The following is a 15831-nucleotide window of genomic DNA, read 5'->3' as shown; positions in this document are numbered from 1 at the left end:
TTGTATGAAAAAAGTACTGGTTCTTGACGATAGTATTTCATGGCGTATTTTCTTAAAAAAAAGTCTGGAACAATATGGGTATGATGTTGAAGTAGCTGAAAATGGACTTGAAGGAATTAATAAATTTTTTGATTTTCTTCCTGATATTATAATTTCGGATTATGTAATGCCGCAAATGAACGGAGTTCATCTTTGTAGATTTATAAGAAGCTATGCTGCATTTTCCAATGTTGGAATTATAATTCTAACAGGAGCAAATGAATCAATTAATGAATTTTGGGCAAAAAAAAGCGGCGCAAACATGTTCTTAAGAAAAGACGCTGACCCAGAAGAACTTATGAATAAAATCAAAGAGTTCATTGAAGATGGGAATTATTCAATTGAGTGGACAAGAGAATTTCATAAATTTAGAATGGAACCGTTTAGAGAGTTAGTTGATATTCTTGAAGAATCCTTAAAAATGGAAGTAATAAAATCATCGATATTAAATTTAGTAGAAAAAATGGACGATGAAGAACATATAATGAGAGAGATTTATTTAATTCTTGAAGAATTTTTTAATTTTGAAAATGCCTTTTTTATGCTAATTTCTACAAGTTTTGGAAGAATGTATTCCTTTTCAAAAGATAAAAACTACTCATGCAGTGTTTTAAAAGATTTTCTATTTTCGAATTTTAAAAAACCTACCACACCATCTGAATGGATAATAAAAGGAATGTATGATGATGCCGTTTCAAAAGTGCCTGACAATTATTCAGTTTTTAACATTGAATACAACAAAATAGAACAGGGATTAATTCTCTTTGAAAATGTAAAAAATGAACATAATATGGTATATGTTATGAATATGATATCAGAAACGCTTGGTATATTATTCAAAACATTAAACAATTTCTATGATTACAAAACAGCAGCTGAAAATGATGGTTTAACAGGATTACTCAACAAAAAGAACATACTTGACAAATTAAAAGAATTTCTCATTACATTTAGAAGAAAGAATTATCCACTATCAATAGCAATGATCGACATTGATGATTTCAAAAAAATAAATGACACTTATGGGCATGTAACAGGAGATAAAGTTCTCAAAAATATTGCAACAATAATAAATTCAGAAATGAGGGAAAATGATTTTGCCGGTAGATTTGGCGGAGAAGAATTTTTAATACTAATGCCGGGAACCTCCTGCATCGAAGCCAAAAAAGCTCTGGAACGTATATTAGAATCTGTAAGAAATTATAATTGGAAAGATTTAGGTATAAATCTTCCTGTTACATTTAGTGCAGGTGTTGCCTGTAACTATCAAAATAAAAGTGCAACAATATTTATCAATACTGCCGATAAATTATTATACAGAGCCAAGAAAAAGGGTAAAAACAGAATAATTATTGAGGAGGAATAAATATGAAACTTGAACTAAAGTATTCTTTAGCCATTTTAGGGATTTTCGCCATATTCTTTGTTGCTTTTTTCATAATTAGCTGGGATTTATTCTCAAACAACTTAAGAACAGAAATTCTGGATTCGTTTTTGTATTCATTGAAAATTGAAAGATATTCAATAAAAGACATTTCAAAAATTACAGAAGATTATTTTATAGAAGAATTCACAAAAGAAAACTCCGGATATTATTATGTAATAGATGAAAAAGGATATGCAATACTACATACCGACCCGACAAAAGTAGGAATTCATATTGTCAAAGACGCAAAACTTGATGATTTATGGAAATATATGAGAGAAAATGATGCAGGAACATATGAATATATCTTTGAAGGTGAAAAAAGATATGTATCCTTTGTAAAAATCACCTCAGAAGGAAAAACATATTATCTTGCCCATGCAATAACATATGGCGAATTATTTGCTGACTTAATAAAAACCAGATATTATATACTAAACATATTTATAATCTTCATGGTAATATTCTTTATTATTTCATATTATCTTGGAAAATGGCTAACACTGGCAATAAAAAAACAGGTAAAGAGTATAGAAGAATTCTCTGCAAATGTTGCTTCATTTATAGCTGAAAACAGTGCAGCTGCAGCTGAAATGGAATCTGTTACTAAAAACACGCAAAAAAATATAAATGAACTTGACGAATTAATTCAAAACTTTGCATCTGCAATAGAAGAAGGAAGAAGCGAATTAAATTCTATTTTGAACAATGTAAAATCATTCTTCCTGAATATTCAGGACATGACTCAAATGACAATGAAAATAGCAGATTTCATAAATAATCTTTCAGATTTAAACTATAAAATCAAAGATATATCAGAAACAGTTTCAATACTTTCAATAAACTCATCAATCGAAACAAGTAAAGAAGAAATAGACAGAGAGGGTATTTCGAGAATCGCTGATATGATAAACGAACTTGCATATGACGCTAAAAAAACATCAAGAGAATCAGAAAAAGTTTTAAAAAACATTGAGAGCAGTATAACCTCAAGCGTATTGCTTTCAGAAAAAACATTAAAAGAATTATCAAACGTTGAAAATTCCTTAGATTCTATTGATCAGGTTGTCGAAAGCTTTGTAAACAACATCGATACATTATCTTCTTTCTCAAATTCAACAAAAACATTAATAAAAGGTGTTCTTGATGGAATAAAACAAACATTTGAAGCACTCGAAGAAATAAAAAATAACATTGATGAACTTGTTAATATGGCTAAAAAAATCGAATGAAGTGGATTTCCACTTCATTCTTTTTTTTAAATAAAAAACCGATAAAAATTATCTTTTTTAAAAAATTATGGTATAATAATATTAGAATGTGAAAAATTCACAAACTAACAGAAGGAGGCGGGAATATGTTAAGTGATATTGAAATCGCAAGAAAAGCAAAATTAAAAAAAATAACTGAAATTGCTAAAGACATCAATATTAAAGAGGATTATGTTCATCAATGTGGAAATTATATTGCAAAAATTTCTCATCACTACTTAAGGGAATTAAAAGACAAAAAAGATGGAAAATTAATACTTGTTACAGCAATTAACCCAACACCTGCCGGTGAAGGGAAAACCACAACAAGTATTGGATTATCAATGGCTATAAACAAATTAGGAAAAAAGTCAATAGTAACCTTAAGAGAACCTTCATTAGGGCCTGTAATGGGAGTAAAAGGCGGTGCAGCAGGTGGAGGATATTCTCAGGTATTACCTATGGAAGATATAAATTTACATTTTACAGGAGATATCCATGCAGTAACAACTGCTCATAATCTTGTTTCTGCTGTAATTGACGCTCATATAAAATATGGAAACGATCTCGATATAGATGAAACAAGAGTATTCTGGAAAAGAGCAATGGACATGAACGATAGAGCTTTAAGGCAAATAGTTATAGCCCTTGGCGGCCATGCAAACGGAAATCCAAGAGAAGACGGATTTATAATCACTGCAGCATCAGAAATAATGGCTGTATTATGTCTTGCTGAAGATATACCAGATTTAAAAAGAAGACTTCAAAATATTGTAGTTGCAAGAACAAGAAAAGGAAAACCTGTAACAATTGGCGATTTAAAAATTGAAGGTGCTTTGGCTGCGGTATTAAAAAATGCTATAGATCCAAACCTTGTTCAAACAATTGAAAATACGCCTGCATTTATTCATGGAGGTCCATTTGCAAATATTGCACACGGAACCAATTCATTAATAGCAACAAAAATGGCTTTAAAATTAACTGATTACGTTGTTACAGAAAGTGGTTTTGGAGCAGATTTAGGTGCAGAAAAATTCCTTGACTTTGTATCTCCAACCGCAGGATTTAAACCAGACGTTATTGTTTTAGTTGCTACAGTAAGAGCATTAAAATACAACGGAGGAACAAAGGATTTCGAACAGGAAAATATGGAAGCATTAAGAAACGGAATAGAAAATCTAAGAGTTCATATAGAAAACTTAAGAAAATTTGGTATTCCTGTTGTTGTTGCATTAAACAGATTCAGCACAGATACTGATAAAGAACTGGAATTTGTTATAAAATTCGTAGAAAATCTTGGAGTGAAAATCGCATTAAATGAAGCATTTGCAAAAGGTTCTGAAGGTGCCCTTGATTTAGCAAAAAAAGTTTTAGAAGAGTCAGAAAAAGAAAGCGAATTAAAACCTATATATAACTGGCATGACCCACTTGAAGTAAAAATCATGAAACTTGCAAAAGAAATATACAGAGCTTCACATGTAGATTATGAAATGGCAGCAAGAAATAAAATTAAATTCTTCAAAAAATATGGATATGATCATTTACCTGTTATAGTCGCAAAAACACAATATTCAATTTCAGATGACCCTAAAAAACTCGGAGCTCCTTCAAATTACAACTTTACAATCCGTGATTTTGAACTCTCAGCTGGAGCAGGATTTATCGTTGCACTTGCTGGAGAAATTATGAGAATGCCCGGATTACCAAAAGTCTCAAATGCAGTAAATCTTGATGTTGACGCAGATGGAAACATAACAGGATTATTCTAATAAAAGAGGTGATTAATTATGATAATAGATATTGAACCTCTTGCTGAATCCATAAGAAATAAAATATCTGAATTTACAAAAAATCATGAAGTAACTCTGGCAAGTATTTCATGTAATCCAGATCCTGCAACAAAAGCTTATTTAAAATCACAAAAACGTCTATCAAAAAAATTCCGTATTAATTACATATCAATTGAAACAAAAAACAAAGAGGAAATGATTAAATCTTTAAAAAATCTTTCTCAGGATAATAATATTGATGGTATATTTATTGCTCAACCTTTACCATTTGATATTAAGGAAATTATAGAATATCTCAATCCTCAAAAAGATGTGGAAGGAATACATCCATATAATCTTGGTAATTTAATATATGGCAATGCTTATTTCAAACCATGTACCGCTGACTCTGTTGTAAGGATAATAAATCATTTTACCAATCCTGATGGTAAAAAAATCACAGTAATAGGACGTAGTGTAATAGTTGGAACACCAGTTTCCATTATGTTATCTGGTCATGAAAACAACGCCACTGTTTCTATATGCCATAGTCATACAAAAAATATTGAAGAATACACAAAAAAATCTGATATCATAGTTTCCGCAGTGGGAAAACCGGCATTTATAACAAAAGACCTGGTAAACGAAAAAAGCGTTGTAATAGATGTTGGAATAAATGTTGTTAATGATGAGATCGTTGGAGATGTTGATAAAAACTTATATGATTATATTTACGTTACCGAAGTGCCTGGTGGTGTTGGCGAAATAACCTCCTTAATACTCTTAGAAAATACAATAAAAGCTTACAAATTAAAAAGAAGAGATAGCTAAAAAGCTATCTCTTCTTTTTAATTAAACCCATTAAATTCCAGCTGCTACATTAACTTTAACTGTAAACCCTTCAAACTTCCACATTCCACCAAAAGTATCTGAAGCTGATCCTATTGTAAAATTAACATCTGCAAGATGAATATTTAGCCCAAATCCTGTATTTAACGACCATACATTCTGATTCTTGCTTATATCCATCCAGAATGGAATTATCCAGAGATTTCCATCAATTGAAACTCCATAATCAAGTCCTTTTCCCATATAATACTGAAAATGTGGTGTAAAATCAAATAACATATGCGTTGTAAAGAAATAACTAATGCTCATAGGCATATCTTCTGGTGAATTTGGATATTCCATAACCAATGCATCTTCATCCTCTTTAAGCATTGTACTTCCTTCTTCTGTTTCTATATTCATATTTTCTATTGTTATAGAAGATGTTGAAGAAAGGGTATATGCATAATCTGCCTGAGCTGGTTTTAAAACAATATCATTTATTGCTATTCCCCATTTTGCTTTTCTATTATAACCATTAACATATCCTATACTCATTTTAAATCCTGCGCTTTCACTCTTAAATGTTTCCATTAAATCCTCATTTAAATCTGGACCATAATAATCTTCAGAATCTCCTAATAGTGAAGATAAAGATTGCAAAGAACTATTTACATTTCCAACAACAGCATAATCTATCTTCATAATTCCCTTATCTGCATCTGCAGTCTGCGAAAAATCTATACTGCTTCTCATAATCATAACTGGATAAAATTTAGATAACATTATTCCGTATGAATAATTCTTATTACCAAATGAATAATAATTACTTGACTGAGCTATAATATCAACATTAAATATTCCATCTTTACCTTCTAAATCCTTAAATTCTCCATCCTCAACATTTCCCTCTGCAAGAAATTCCACTATTGCATTTGGAATAGACACATCTATATTTCCATCAATTGAATATTCTTTGGCATATGAAAAAGACCATAAATGCAACTTTAAATACAATCCTGTATCAAGATCAAGGGTTATAGGCAATGGATTTCCATCTAAATTATCATATATTTCATTTAAATCTATAACTATCTCTTCTTTAAACAAATCACCCATGGAAATAACAGGATTTGCCAAATCAAGATTTGCGTTTACTCCTATATCTATAAAGTTTCTCGTGCCAAAATCCAATAAAGCTGGATTAAATTTATAATTCCATGGTTTATTTATATTGGGATTTGCAAACAATGAAATGGAAAATATAAAAATCAAAAGTAATATATATAATTTCTTCATATTATTCACCACCTTCCATAAGGTCCATATCTACATCTGTTTTTACTTCTAACCATATTTTTATATCTACTTTTCCATTATCAAGAAAGCTCTGTAAATCACCTGGATTAATTTGAACTTTCGTATCGAGATAATACGGAATTGTATTCATAATAGTTTTTATATCTTCCGATTTAATTTCAATAACATCTTCATGAGAACCGTCCTTTAATGTAAATGTTTTTTTCATTAGCTGTTTATCAAATTTATTTCTTCCTATCAAGATAACTTCCGGTGAAAGACCTGATGTATTATTATATTTTATATGTATCTTAATTGATCCATCATCTCCTAATATAGAATTAATTAAAGTATCATCGCTTTCAGAATTTTCATCTCTGCCCAAAACATCATTTTCGCCTTTTATTTCCAAAAGTGTTAATGGCTCATTTCCTAAAATAGTAAAACTCAAAGGTACTGTCATATCAATTTTAAATGAGAATTTAAAATTATTCAGAGATGTAATATTTGCAGTAATATCATTTGATTTCATTGACATTACAACATCTTTTCCTTTTAAAACTTCCAGCAAGAAATCAGTAATATCTTTTTCTATATTAGTTTTATCCAATACAACATCAACTGATTTAACCTTTTTAACATTATCAACTGTGTATGTTGCTGTTAAGGTTATTTTATTATTTGCACTAACCAGATCCTGAGGAATATTTCCAAGTATCTTTGCTGAAAAACCATCTAATTCTATATCATTTAATGTGAGTGTAGTCTCTTCAGAAATTGGAATTTCAAAATTCAAAGGATTATCCTCTGTAATTATATTTGTATTAATTGGTTTTACACTTGCATTAAGATTATAATCAAGGGAAACTGTTGCTTCAAGTGTATATTTAGATCCCATTTCCAAATAATCATCTTCATTTGAAATATCTATTGTAAGAACTTCGCCATCGTAATTTTGCGGCGATGCTTCAAAGGTAAAGTTTAATCCGTTATCAAGATTTACTTCTCCACTAAAATTAATAACTTTACTTGATTCACCACTAATTACAAATTGATCGTTAACATTTAATTCAGGAATAGCTATTTTTGAATTAATATCAACTGGTAATTTATTATCCCATTCAATTAAAATTGTTGATGGATCCGTAAAGGTTATGGAATTTAAAACCTCTTTTAATCCTGCAAAATCTACAAATTGAGACTCTGAAATATCCATACTATCAGATGATTTTATTTCCACATGTTTTATTTTTGGTTCTTTTAATTCTACGTTTGCAGTAATGTTATCTCCAAGAGATATACCTGCATCTGACTCAATAGCAATTGAAGTAATGTTTATTTCGGCACTTGGTGCTCCTAATTCCAGATCTGTCATATCTATCGTTGCAGATCCTTCTGATGTAAGTTGAAGAGGTGTGCTATTAGTCTGATATATTAAATTACCACTAATACCTGTAAATTTAGCATTTAATAATGTTATTTCTATTGTACCAGAACCAAAAATAACGCTTTTAATATCCTCTGGAATTGGGATATCCTGTTTTATTTCTTTATTTACTGTTACTCTGGAAATTTTTGGCTCTGAAAAGTTTACCTCTGCATTTAATGTGTCTGAATTGCCTGAATCAAAATCAAGTGAAATTTTATCGATTAAAACTGTTGCATCAACTGATAAATTTCCAGACATGGTAATACCTGCTAAATTTAAAGTTGCTTCTCCAGTGTCTTCCACATTAAAATATACTTTATCTGTTGTTCCATCTCCTTTGTTGTATTCAAAGGAGGCTACTATAGAAGCAATCTTTGTATCAGTAATTTTCAATTCAAAACTTCCACTCATAAATGTAACAGATTCTATTTCATCTGGCAAATCCATAGTTTGTGTATTTTCAACCTCAAAGCCTTCTATTGAATTAATTGTTATATCTGGAGTAATTGTAAATGTTGGCGAATCTTCAAAATTTACATTGGCTTTTTGACCTGATTCATTTGTATATGTTGAATCTACTGTAAATTTAAAAACTCCATTTGCATCATATGGTATAGAAACATTATCAAAATTAAGAGGTCCATTTTCTGAAACATCTTTATGCGCAATTAAAATTTCCTTTGTATCATTTGAATATGAATATACTATTGTTGCTTCATATTCTGTTGAAATATTTTGCCATGTTGAAGGGAATTGAATTCCAACGTCAAAGCTACCGCTTATTGTAACTGTGGAAAATTTTGTACTTCCAAAACCGGGATTAATTTCCTGGGTTATTGATTTTCCAGTTTCAAACTCAATACCTTCTGCTGCTTTGATTTGAGTATCAGTGGAAAAAGATATGTTATTTACATTTAATGTATTATTTCCGTTCCCTGTACCACTTGTTATAGTTGCAATTAAGGTTATAATTGCATCTTTAGTAAGAATATCTCCATCTTCTAAAGATATCACCAATGTATCCGATTCTCCTTGAGCAAGGGTTGCAATATTACTCTTTAATACACTTCCATTTGAATTTTTTATCATTACTTGAGTCTCAATTGTAACCGCATCTCCACCATCATTATGCTTAACATCTATATTTATAGCCCCTTGTGAAAATACTAAAGTATTAAATTCTGTTGCGTTTATAGGTTGCGAGACACTTCCATCATCATCTACAGAACCCCAAATTTCTATTTCCAATGAAATATCAGGAAAAGTTACGCTATCAGGAATAGAAATAGCTCCAATATTTGCCTGGGTAGATTCAGGAGTTGAACCAAGATCGGGAAGATTCATAGTAATTGATTGAGGATCAAAATCCATGGAAGGAACTTCAATATTTATTGGATCTATATCATCAATAGAAGGAATGGAGATTTCCTGTATTATTGAAGTACTGAAAGAATCTATTTCTTTAAACGATTCTCCTCCATCTACAACCAATCCAGTTGCATAACGTATTGCCTTTGTTCCATCTACAGTAATTATTTCAGCACCTGGAAGAACGGATTTTATTCCATCTTCAATACCAACTGTAAAATCACTAACTGCTATACTTGTAGCCGAAACTGGAACACCTAAATCCGGTTTGGCTTTTACTTTTACATTTTGCACACATGACGCTAATAGTACCAGCATTAAAATCATAATTCCAATGATAATACTCTTTTTCATAAAATCACCTCTCTTTAAAATTTCTTTTTTTATATTATATCACATTTTCATTAAGTGTTCGCTTTATAACTTTAGACTTATTATATTTTACTAAGTTCTTAATATAGCCATATTTTATGGTATAATATTATATACAGATATAATATAGTAGTTAGGGGGATAATATGTTAAAAAAATATTCCTTATTTTTCTTTTTGTTTTTATTATTTTTCACTTCAGCTTTCTCATATATTAAGTTATATGATGGCTGGGAATATAAATGGGAATCCGAAAAAGAATGGCACAAATATGAAAATCCCGGTATCCCCATTGAAAATAAGGGCGAAGAACTTTTGCTTCGTTATAAGCTTCCAGATGTGACCTTCGAGGAACCTGCTATTTATATACGCGGAATCCTGAATTTTTTTACCCTTTATATTGGTAATAAGGTAATATATAGCAATATTTCTGAAGAAAGTTATTTTAGCCCTAAAAGCATTTTTAAAATCCCTGATAACTTCCAGAACAAATATCTTCTTTTAAAGATAACTTCTAAAAAAAGGGATGTTGGTTTTTTTGGAGAATTTTTACTTGGCAACGAAAAAGAATTATTAACTCATCAAATAGTTTATGAATCGGATAGATTGATTTTAATAGCATTTAATATCTTTATTGGATTTTTGGCTTTTATTTTTGCCATTTATTTCTGGACAATGAATAAAAGCTTAAATGAAGGAAAATTATTTTTATATCTTGGAATCTTTTCTATTTCTCTTTCAACATTTATTATGGGACAAAATCAAACCTTTAAATACTTTTATGATAATCCTGTTTTCTGGGCATATTTAATGGATATTGGAAAGTATTTATCTCCAATTGGCATTCTGGGATTTTTTTATAATATATTTGACTATTCATCAAAAAAATATATTCGAATTCTCATAAAGGCTCATCTTATTATTTTTGCAGGAATTACATTAATTCAGATTTTTACAGGAATAGAACCAAATTATTATGTAAAATATGTATTATTGCTATATTTATTGATGATTATTGATATAATGCTGATGATGTACTATATGTATATTGGAATTTCCAGATTTAAAGATAGAAAAGCTTATATTTTTTCTTTTTCAATTGTTACTGTTTCTATTTTTACCATTTATGAAATTTTAGGGGATTTTAGAATAATAAAATGGGAAAGGCCTTTAATACAGTGGTCCATTTTTATATTAATAAATTCAATGATTATTATGTCCTTGAAAAATATAAAGGATTTAAACCTTGAACTTTCTGTAAAAAACAAAATTCTGGAAATATGGAATGCCGATCTTGACAAAGAAGTATCAAAACGAACAAAAGAGATTAAGATGTTACTTGATAATTCTGGTGAAGGATTTCTGGCTTTTGACGAGAATTTTATAATTGATGATACATATAGTAAAGAGTGCCTTAAGATTTTTGATGGAGATATAGGAAAGAAAAATATTCTGGATTTATTGTTTTCTGAAGATAAGGATTTTGTAAAACGTATTTTTGAAGATATTTTTGCTGAAAATGATTCTTTAAGAAAAGAAGTTTATTTTTCATTTCTTCCTGAAGAAATATTATTTAAAGAAAAGTATTATAATCTAAGATTTAAAGAAATAGATTTTGATGATAAGAAAAAGATAATGCTTGTATTAAAAGATATTACAAACGAAAAAGCACTTGAACAGGCAATTCAAACAGAACGAGAAAATTTAAATAAAATTATAACTGTTATTCAAAATTACGATGCTTTTATGTATAACTTAAAGGATTTCAAATATTTTATATCACATGGTTATATTGAGATTTTTGAATCTAAAGATTCAAAAAATGAAAAGAATTTTGAAATACACAGAGCCATTCATACATATAAAGGAGTTTTTGCTCAATTTTATCTAACTCAAATCTCATATACTCTTCATTTAATCGAAAATGAGATTATAAAGGCTATTGAAAAGAAAACATTTTCTCAAAAATACTTTGAAAAACTATTATTTGAAAAATTCAACATTTATGAAAAGTTATCCTCTGAATTAGATATTTTGAAAGAGGCTCTGGGTGAGGAATTTTTAAATGACGAGGAAAAACTTAAAATACCAAAAAGCAAGATTATAGAATTAGAAAATAAAGTATTAAAATACTTTGAAAATGAAAAGGCTAAAAAAATATTAAAGGATATACGAAAATTAAGATACAAAAAAATCGATGATTTATTAAAACCTTATTTGCAATATTCTAAAGAATTAGCAACTCGCTTAGGTAAAGTTATAAACTATCCTCAAATTATACAGGATGAAGATGTATATATCGATCCGGATAAGTATTTTGAATTTATAAAATCACTTGTTCATGTTTTTAGAAATATTATAGATCATGGTATTGAAATACCCGAATTACGTATTGAAAAAGGGAAAACTGAATATGGAAATATTACAATACGTATTTTTAAAGAAGACGGACTATTGAAAATTGATATTGAAGATGATGGAAGCGGTATTGACAAAAACCAATTAATTGCTGTTGCCAATCGAAAAAATATCCCCTATGACAAAGAGAAAATTTTTGATATAATATTCCATGAAGGTTTTTCTACAAAGGTTGAAGTTACTGAAATCTCTGGAAGAGGTATTGGGTTAAATGTTGTAAAAAAAGAGGTTGAAAAACTCAACGGAAAGGTATATGTCGAAAGTGAAATAGACAAAGGAACAATATTCCATTTTGAAATACCGGAGGAAGATATATGAGAATACTTATTGTAGATGATGCACCATTTATAAGAAATCAATTAAAAATGATATTAGAACCTTTAAACTTTGAAATTATAGAAGCTTCTGATGGTGAAGAAGCTGTTGAAAAATATAAGCAATTCAGGCCAAATATAGTTACAATGGATATTACAATGCCTAAAGAAAACGGTTTAAAGGCTCTACAAAATATTTTAGCTTTTGATCCAAAAGCTAAAGTAATTATGGTGACCTCTTTGGGGCATAGAACAAGAGTTTTAGAAGCTATTGAAAAAGGTGCAAAATATTATATTGTAAAACCTTTTTCTCCAGATAAGGTTAGAGATGCAATTTTAAAGGTATTAAATTCGTAAGCCCCGAATTATCGGGGCTTACGTTTATTTTAATATTTTTCTATTTCTTCTATCATGGCATATAATTCATTAACAACATCATGCACTAATTTTTTATCTTCACCTTCAGCCATTATCCTAATTTTATGTTCTGTTCCAGATGGTCTTACTACAAGTCTGAAATTATCAAGTTTTGAAAATTTCTCTATTGCTTCTATTAAGTTTTTATTCCTCATAACAGCTTTCTTATCTTTCACAGAAACATTTTTTAATAATTGAGGATATTCTGGAATATCTTTAATAAGTTCATCGATATTTTTGTTATAATGAAGCATTGTTTCCAGAGTTTCAAGCGCTGTTATTATACCATCTCCTGTTGTAGCTTTATCGAGGAAAATAATATGTCCCGATTGTTCCCCACCAAGATTCGCCTTTGAAGCCAACATTTCTTCCAATACATATTTATCCCCAACTGCTGTTCTCATTAATGAAATATCATGTTTTTCAAGAAACTTTTCTAAACCTAAATTACTCATTATTGTTGCAACAACAAGATTACCTGATAATCTTCCTTTTTCTTTTAATTTTAAAGCATTTATTGCCATTAATTTATCTCCATCAATTAACTTACCATTTTTATCAATGAATAAACATCTGTCACCATCACCATCAAATAATATTCCAAGATCATATCCTTTTTCTTTTACTATTCCTGCAAGAACTTCTGGATGCGTAGAACCACATTTTTCATTGATATTTAAACCGTCAGGTTCATTAAAATACAAATCATAATCAATATTAAATGCACCAAAAATCTTATCTATTACCGCACCTGTTGCACCATTTCCAACATCAACAGCAATTTTATAATTTAAATTATTTATTTCAAATAAAGATACTATATATCCTGTATATTTGTCCTTTAAATGCGATGACGTCATCTTCCCTATTTCGCCATATGGAACATAGTCAGGATGTTTTTCAAGAATAATATTTTCTATATCCACTTCATCTTCATCTGATATTTTAAATCCTTCTGCAAGAACCTTTATTCCATTATAATTTGCAGGATTATGTGACGCTGAAATCATAACTCCCAGACTTTTCTCGCTTTTGGTTAAATATGCCAAAGCCGGTGTTGTTATAACACCACAAAATTCAACATTTAAACCGGCAGATAATGCTCCAGCGGCTAAAGCTGCTTCAAACATTTCTCCTGAATTTCGTGTATCTCTTCCAATTAACAATTTTTCATATTTACCTGCATACATTCTTCCCAATGCATTTCCCACTTTATATGTTAAATCTACAGTTAACTCTTCATTTACCAAACCTCTAATACCATCAGTTCCAAATAATCTTTTCATAATCCACCTCCACATAATTTATATATATAATTATATCATATATTTATATTGACAAAGAAAATTTAATGTAGTAATATAATATTATATGAAATTTTTTTCAAGGGGGTATTTTAATGAGCGCATTAGAAGATTTAAAAAAACGATTAAGATTAATATCGAGGTATAACACAGCCGCTGCATTGCTTGAATGGGATTTTGAAACTATGATGCCAGAAAAAGCTGCTGAAGAAAGAGCTGAGGTAATTGGTGAAATTTCAGGTCATGCTTTTGAAATGTCTGTTTCTGATGAAACATGGAATCTTGTTTTAAATGCAGAGAGAGAACTTTTAGAAAGCGAAGTTGATAAAGCTATAGTCAGAGTTGCAAAAAAGGAACTTGAAAAATCTAAAAAAATTCCTCCAGAACTATACAAAGAATTAAGTATTGAAACCTCAAAAGCTCAGGCTGCATGGGAAAAGGCAAAAACAAATAATGATTTCTCTATTTTCCAACCACATCTGGAAAAAATTGTTGAATTGACAAAACAAATTGCCGATAAATTAGGATATGAAGAAAATAGATACGATGCCTTATTGGATATGTATGAACCAGGACTTAAAACATCAGAACTTAAAAAGATTATTGAACCTTTAAGGGATTTTCTGGTAAATTATCTCGCTAAACTCGAAAAAGGCGAAAAACCAGATAATGAAATTTTAAAGCAATTTTTTCCTGTTGAAAAACAGAAAGAACTATCTATACGTGCTTTAAACTTAATGAATTATGACTTTAAAGCAGGAAGAATGGACGTGGCAATGCACCCATTTACAACAACAATAGGATTAAATGATGTAAGAATCACAACAAGATACAACGAACACGATTTAAATGATTCATTATATAGTACAATTCATGAAGGAGGACACGCATTATACGAACAGGGAATCCCTGCAGAATTTTCAGGATTACCTATTGGTGATGGTGCTTCAATGGGAATTCATGAAAGTCAATCAAGATTCTGGGAAAATATTGTAGGAAGAAGCCCGGAATTCTGGGAATATTTTTATAACGATCTTGTTGATGTATTTCCAGAATTAAAGAAATATACACCCGAAGATATTTTCAGAGCAACAAATTACGTTGAAAGATCATTAATAAGAACAGAAGCCGATGAAGTTACATATAATCTTCACATTATGTTGCGTTTTGAAATTGAGGAAGCTTTAATAAATGATAAAATTAAAGTAGCGGATTTACCAAAAATATGGAATGAAAAAATGGAAAAATATCTTGGCGTTGTTCCTGAAAAGGATAGCGAAGGGGTTTTACAGGATGTTCATTGGGCACATGGCTCTTTTGGATACTTCCCTTCATATATGTTAGGAAACCTTTATTCAGCACAATTATTATATGCAATGAAAAAAGATATTCCGGATTATAATGAAACTATTAGAAAAGGAGATTTTAAACCTCTTCTTAAATGGTTAAGAGATAAAATACATTCAAAAGGAAAGATGTATGAACCAGGAGAATTAATAAAAATGGCAACTGGGGAAGAATTAAATCCAGAATATTTCATGAAATATATAGAAGAAAAATTTAATAAAGTTTATAAAATCTAAAATAAAAAGGGCTGTT

Annotated in this window: 10 protein-coding genes; 7 read left to right on the top strand and 3 right to left on the bottom strand. The window is 29.6% G+C overall.

Annotation, left to right across the window (positions count from 1 at the left end; genetic code table 11):
- Nucleotides 1-4: 4 nt before the first annotated feature.
- The 4 genes from XO11_RS09950 to XO11_RS09935 all read left to right on the top strand — a co-directional run bounded on the left by XO11_RS09950 (nucleotide 5) and on the right by XO11_RS09935 (nucleotide 5315).
- Entirely contained in the window at nucleotides 5-1405 is a 1401-nt protein-coding gene (locus XO11_RS09950; RefSeq protein WP_014297469.1) for a diguanylate cyclase, read from the top strand.
- 2 nt (nucleotides 1406-1407) lie between these two features.
- The gene (locus tag XO11_RS09945; protein ID WP_014297468.1) at nucleotides 1408-2697 is read left to right on the top strand and encodes a methyl-accepting chemotaxis protein; all 1290 of its coding nucleotides are present in this window, start codon (nucleotides 1408-1410) and stop codon (nucleotides 2695-2697) included.
- Between the two features lie 125 nt (nucleotides 2698-2822).
- Nucleotides 2823-4484, top strand: coding sequence for a formate--tetrahydrofolate ligase (locus XO11_RS09940; protein WP_014297467.1), 1662 nt, complete (start codon nucleotides 2823-2825; stop codon nucleotides 4482-4484).
- An 18-nt stretch (nucleotides 4485-4502) separates the two neighbouring features.
- Entirely contained in the window at nucleotides 4503-5315 is an 813-nt protein-coding gene (locus XO11_RS09935) for a bifunctional 5,10-methylenetetrahydrofolate dehydrogenase/5,10-methenyltetrahydrofolate cyclohydrolase (protein ID WP_014297466.1), read from the top strand.
- 30 nt (nucleotides 5316-5345) lie between these two features.
- Here the strand turns inward: XO11_RS09935 and XO11_RS09930 are convergent, their stop codons facing one another.
- On the bottom strand, nucleotides 5346-6611 hold the full coding sequence (locus XO11_RS09930; protein WP_014297465.1) for a hypothetical protein: 1266 nt from the start codon (nucleotides 6609-6611) through the stop codon (nucleotides 5346-5348).
- 1 nt (nucleotide 6612) lies between these two features.
- Complete coding sequence (locus tag XO11_RS09925; protein ID WP_175418567.1) at nucleotides 6613-9762, bottom strand: hypothetical protein; 3150 nt, start codon at nucleotides 9760-9762, stop codon at nucleotides 6613-6615.
- A 194-nt stretch (nucleotides 9763-9956) separates the two neighbouring features.
- Here XO11_RS09925 and XO11_RS09920 point away from each other — a divergent pair, with 194 nt between their 5' ends.
- Nucleotides 9957-12515 (top strand): ATP-binding protein, encoded by a 2559-nt coding sequence (locus tag XO11_RS09920; protein WP_217671924.1) that lies wholly within the window; start codon nucleotides 9957-9959, stop codon nucleotides 12513-12515.
- Nucleotides 12512-12868: a response regulator gene (locus tag XO11_RS09915; protein ID WP_014297462.1), complete on the top strand. Its 357-nt coding sequence runs from the start codon at nucleotides 12512-12514 to the stop codon at nucleotides 12866-12868. Before XO11_RS09920 ends, XO11_RS09915 begins: the two co-directional genes overlap by 4 nt.
- 29 nt (nucleotides 12869-12897) lie before the next feature.
- On the opposite strand, the gene glmM is transcribed toward XO11_RS09915, so the two are convergent.
- A complete protein-coding gene (gene glmM, locus XO11_RS09910) occupies nucleotides 12898-14214 on the bottom strand; it encodes a phosphoglucosamine mutase (RefSeq protein WP_175418565.1) in 1317 nt (438 codons plus the stop codon).
- A 113-nt stretch (nucleotides 14215-14327) separates the two neighbouring features.
- On the opposite strand from glmM, the gene XO11_RS09905 reads away from it, so the two are divergent.
- Nucleotides 14328-15815 carry a carboxypeptidase M32 gene (locus tag XO11_RS09905; protein WP_175418564.1) on the top strand — a complete coding sequence of 496 codons (1488 nt, stop codon included), beginning with the start codon at nucleotides 14328-14330 and terminating at the stop codon, nucleotides 15813-15815.
- Nucleotides 15816-15831 lie beyond the last annotated feature (16 nt).

Origin of the sequence: Marinitoga sp. 1138 (genome assembly GCF_013363265.1) — a bacterium.
Lineage (GTDB): Bacteria > Thermotogota > Thermotogae > Petrotogales > Petrotogaceae > Marinitoga > Marinitoga piezophila.
The sequence above is the reverse complement of the archived record's forward strand: the minus strand, read 5'-3'. Positions and strand labels throughout refer to the sequence as shown.

Bases quoted from the DNA above. Each gene is read 5' to 3' on its own strand.
- glmM (WP_175418565.1), bottom strand. From the start codon at position 14,214: ATGAAAAGATTATTTGGAACTGATGGTATTAGAGGTTTGGTAAATGAA.
- XO11_RS09940 (WP_014297467.1), top strand. From the start codon at position 2,823: ATGTTAAGTGATATTGAAATCGCAAGAAAAGCAAAATTAAAAAAAATA.
- XO11_RS09945 (WP_014297468.1), top strand. From the start codon at position 1,408: ATGAAACTTGAACTAAAGTATTCTTTAGCCATTTTAGGGATTTTCGCC.
- XO11_RS09925 (WP_175418567.1), bottom strand. From the start codon at position 9,762: ATGAAAAAGAGTATTATCATTGGAATTATGATTTTAATGCTGGTACTA.
- XO11_RS09905 (WP_175418564.1), top strand. From the start codon at position 14,328: ATGAGCGCATTAGAAGATTTAAAAAAACGATTAAGATTAATATCGAGG.
- XO11_RS09950 (WP_014297469.1), top strand. From the start codon at position 5: ATGAAAAAAGTACTGGTTCTTGACGATAGTATTTCATGGCGTATTTTC.
- XO11_RS09930 (WP_014297465.1), bottom strand. From the start codon at position 6,611: ATGAAGAAATTATATATATTACTTTTGATTTTTATATTTTCCATTTCA.
- XO11_RS09915 (WP_014297462.1), top strand. From the start codon at position 12,512: ATGAGAATACTTATTGTAGATGATGCACCATTTATAAGAAATCAATTA.
- XO11_RS09935 (WP_014297466.1), top strand. From the start codon at position 4,503: ATGATAATAGATATTGAACCTCTTGCTGAATCCATAAGAAATAAAATA.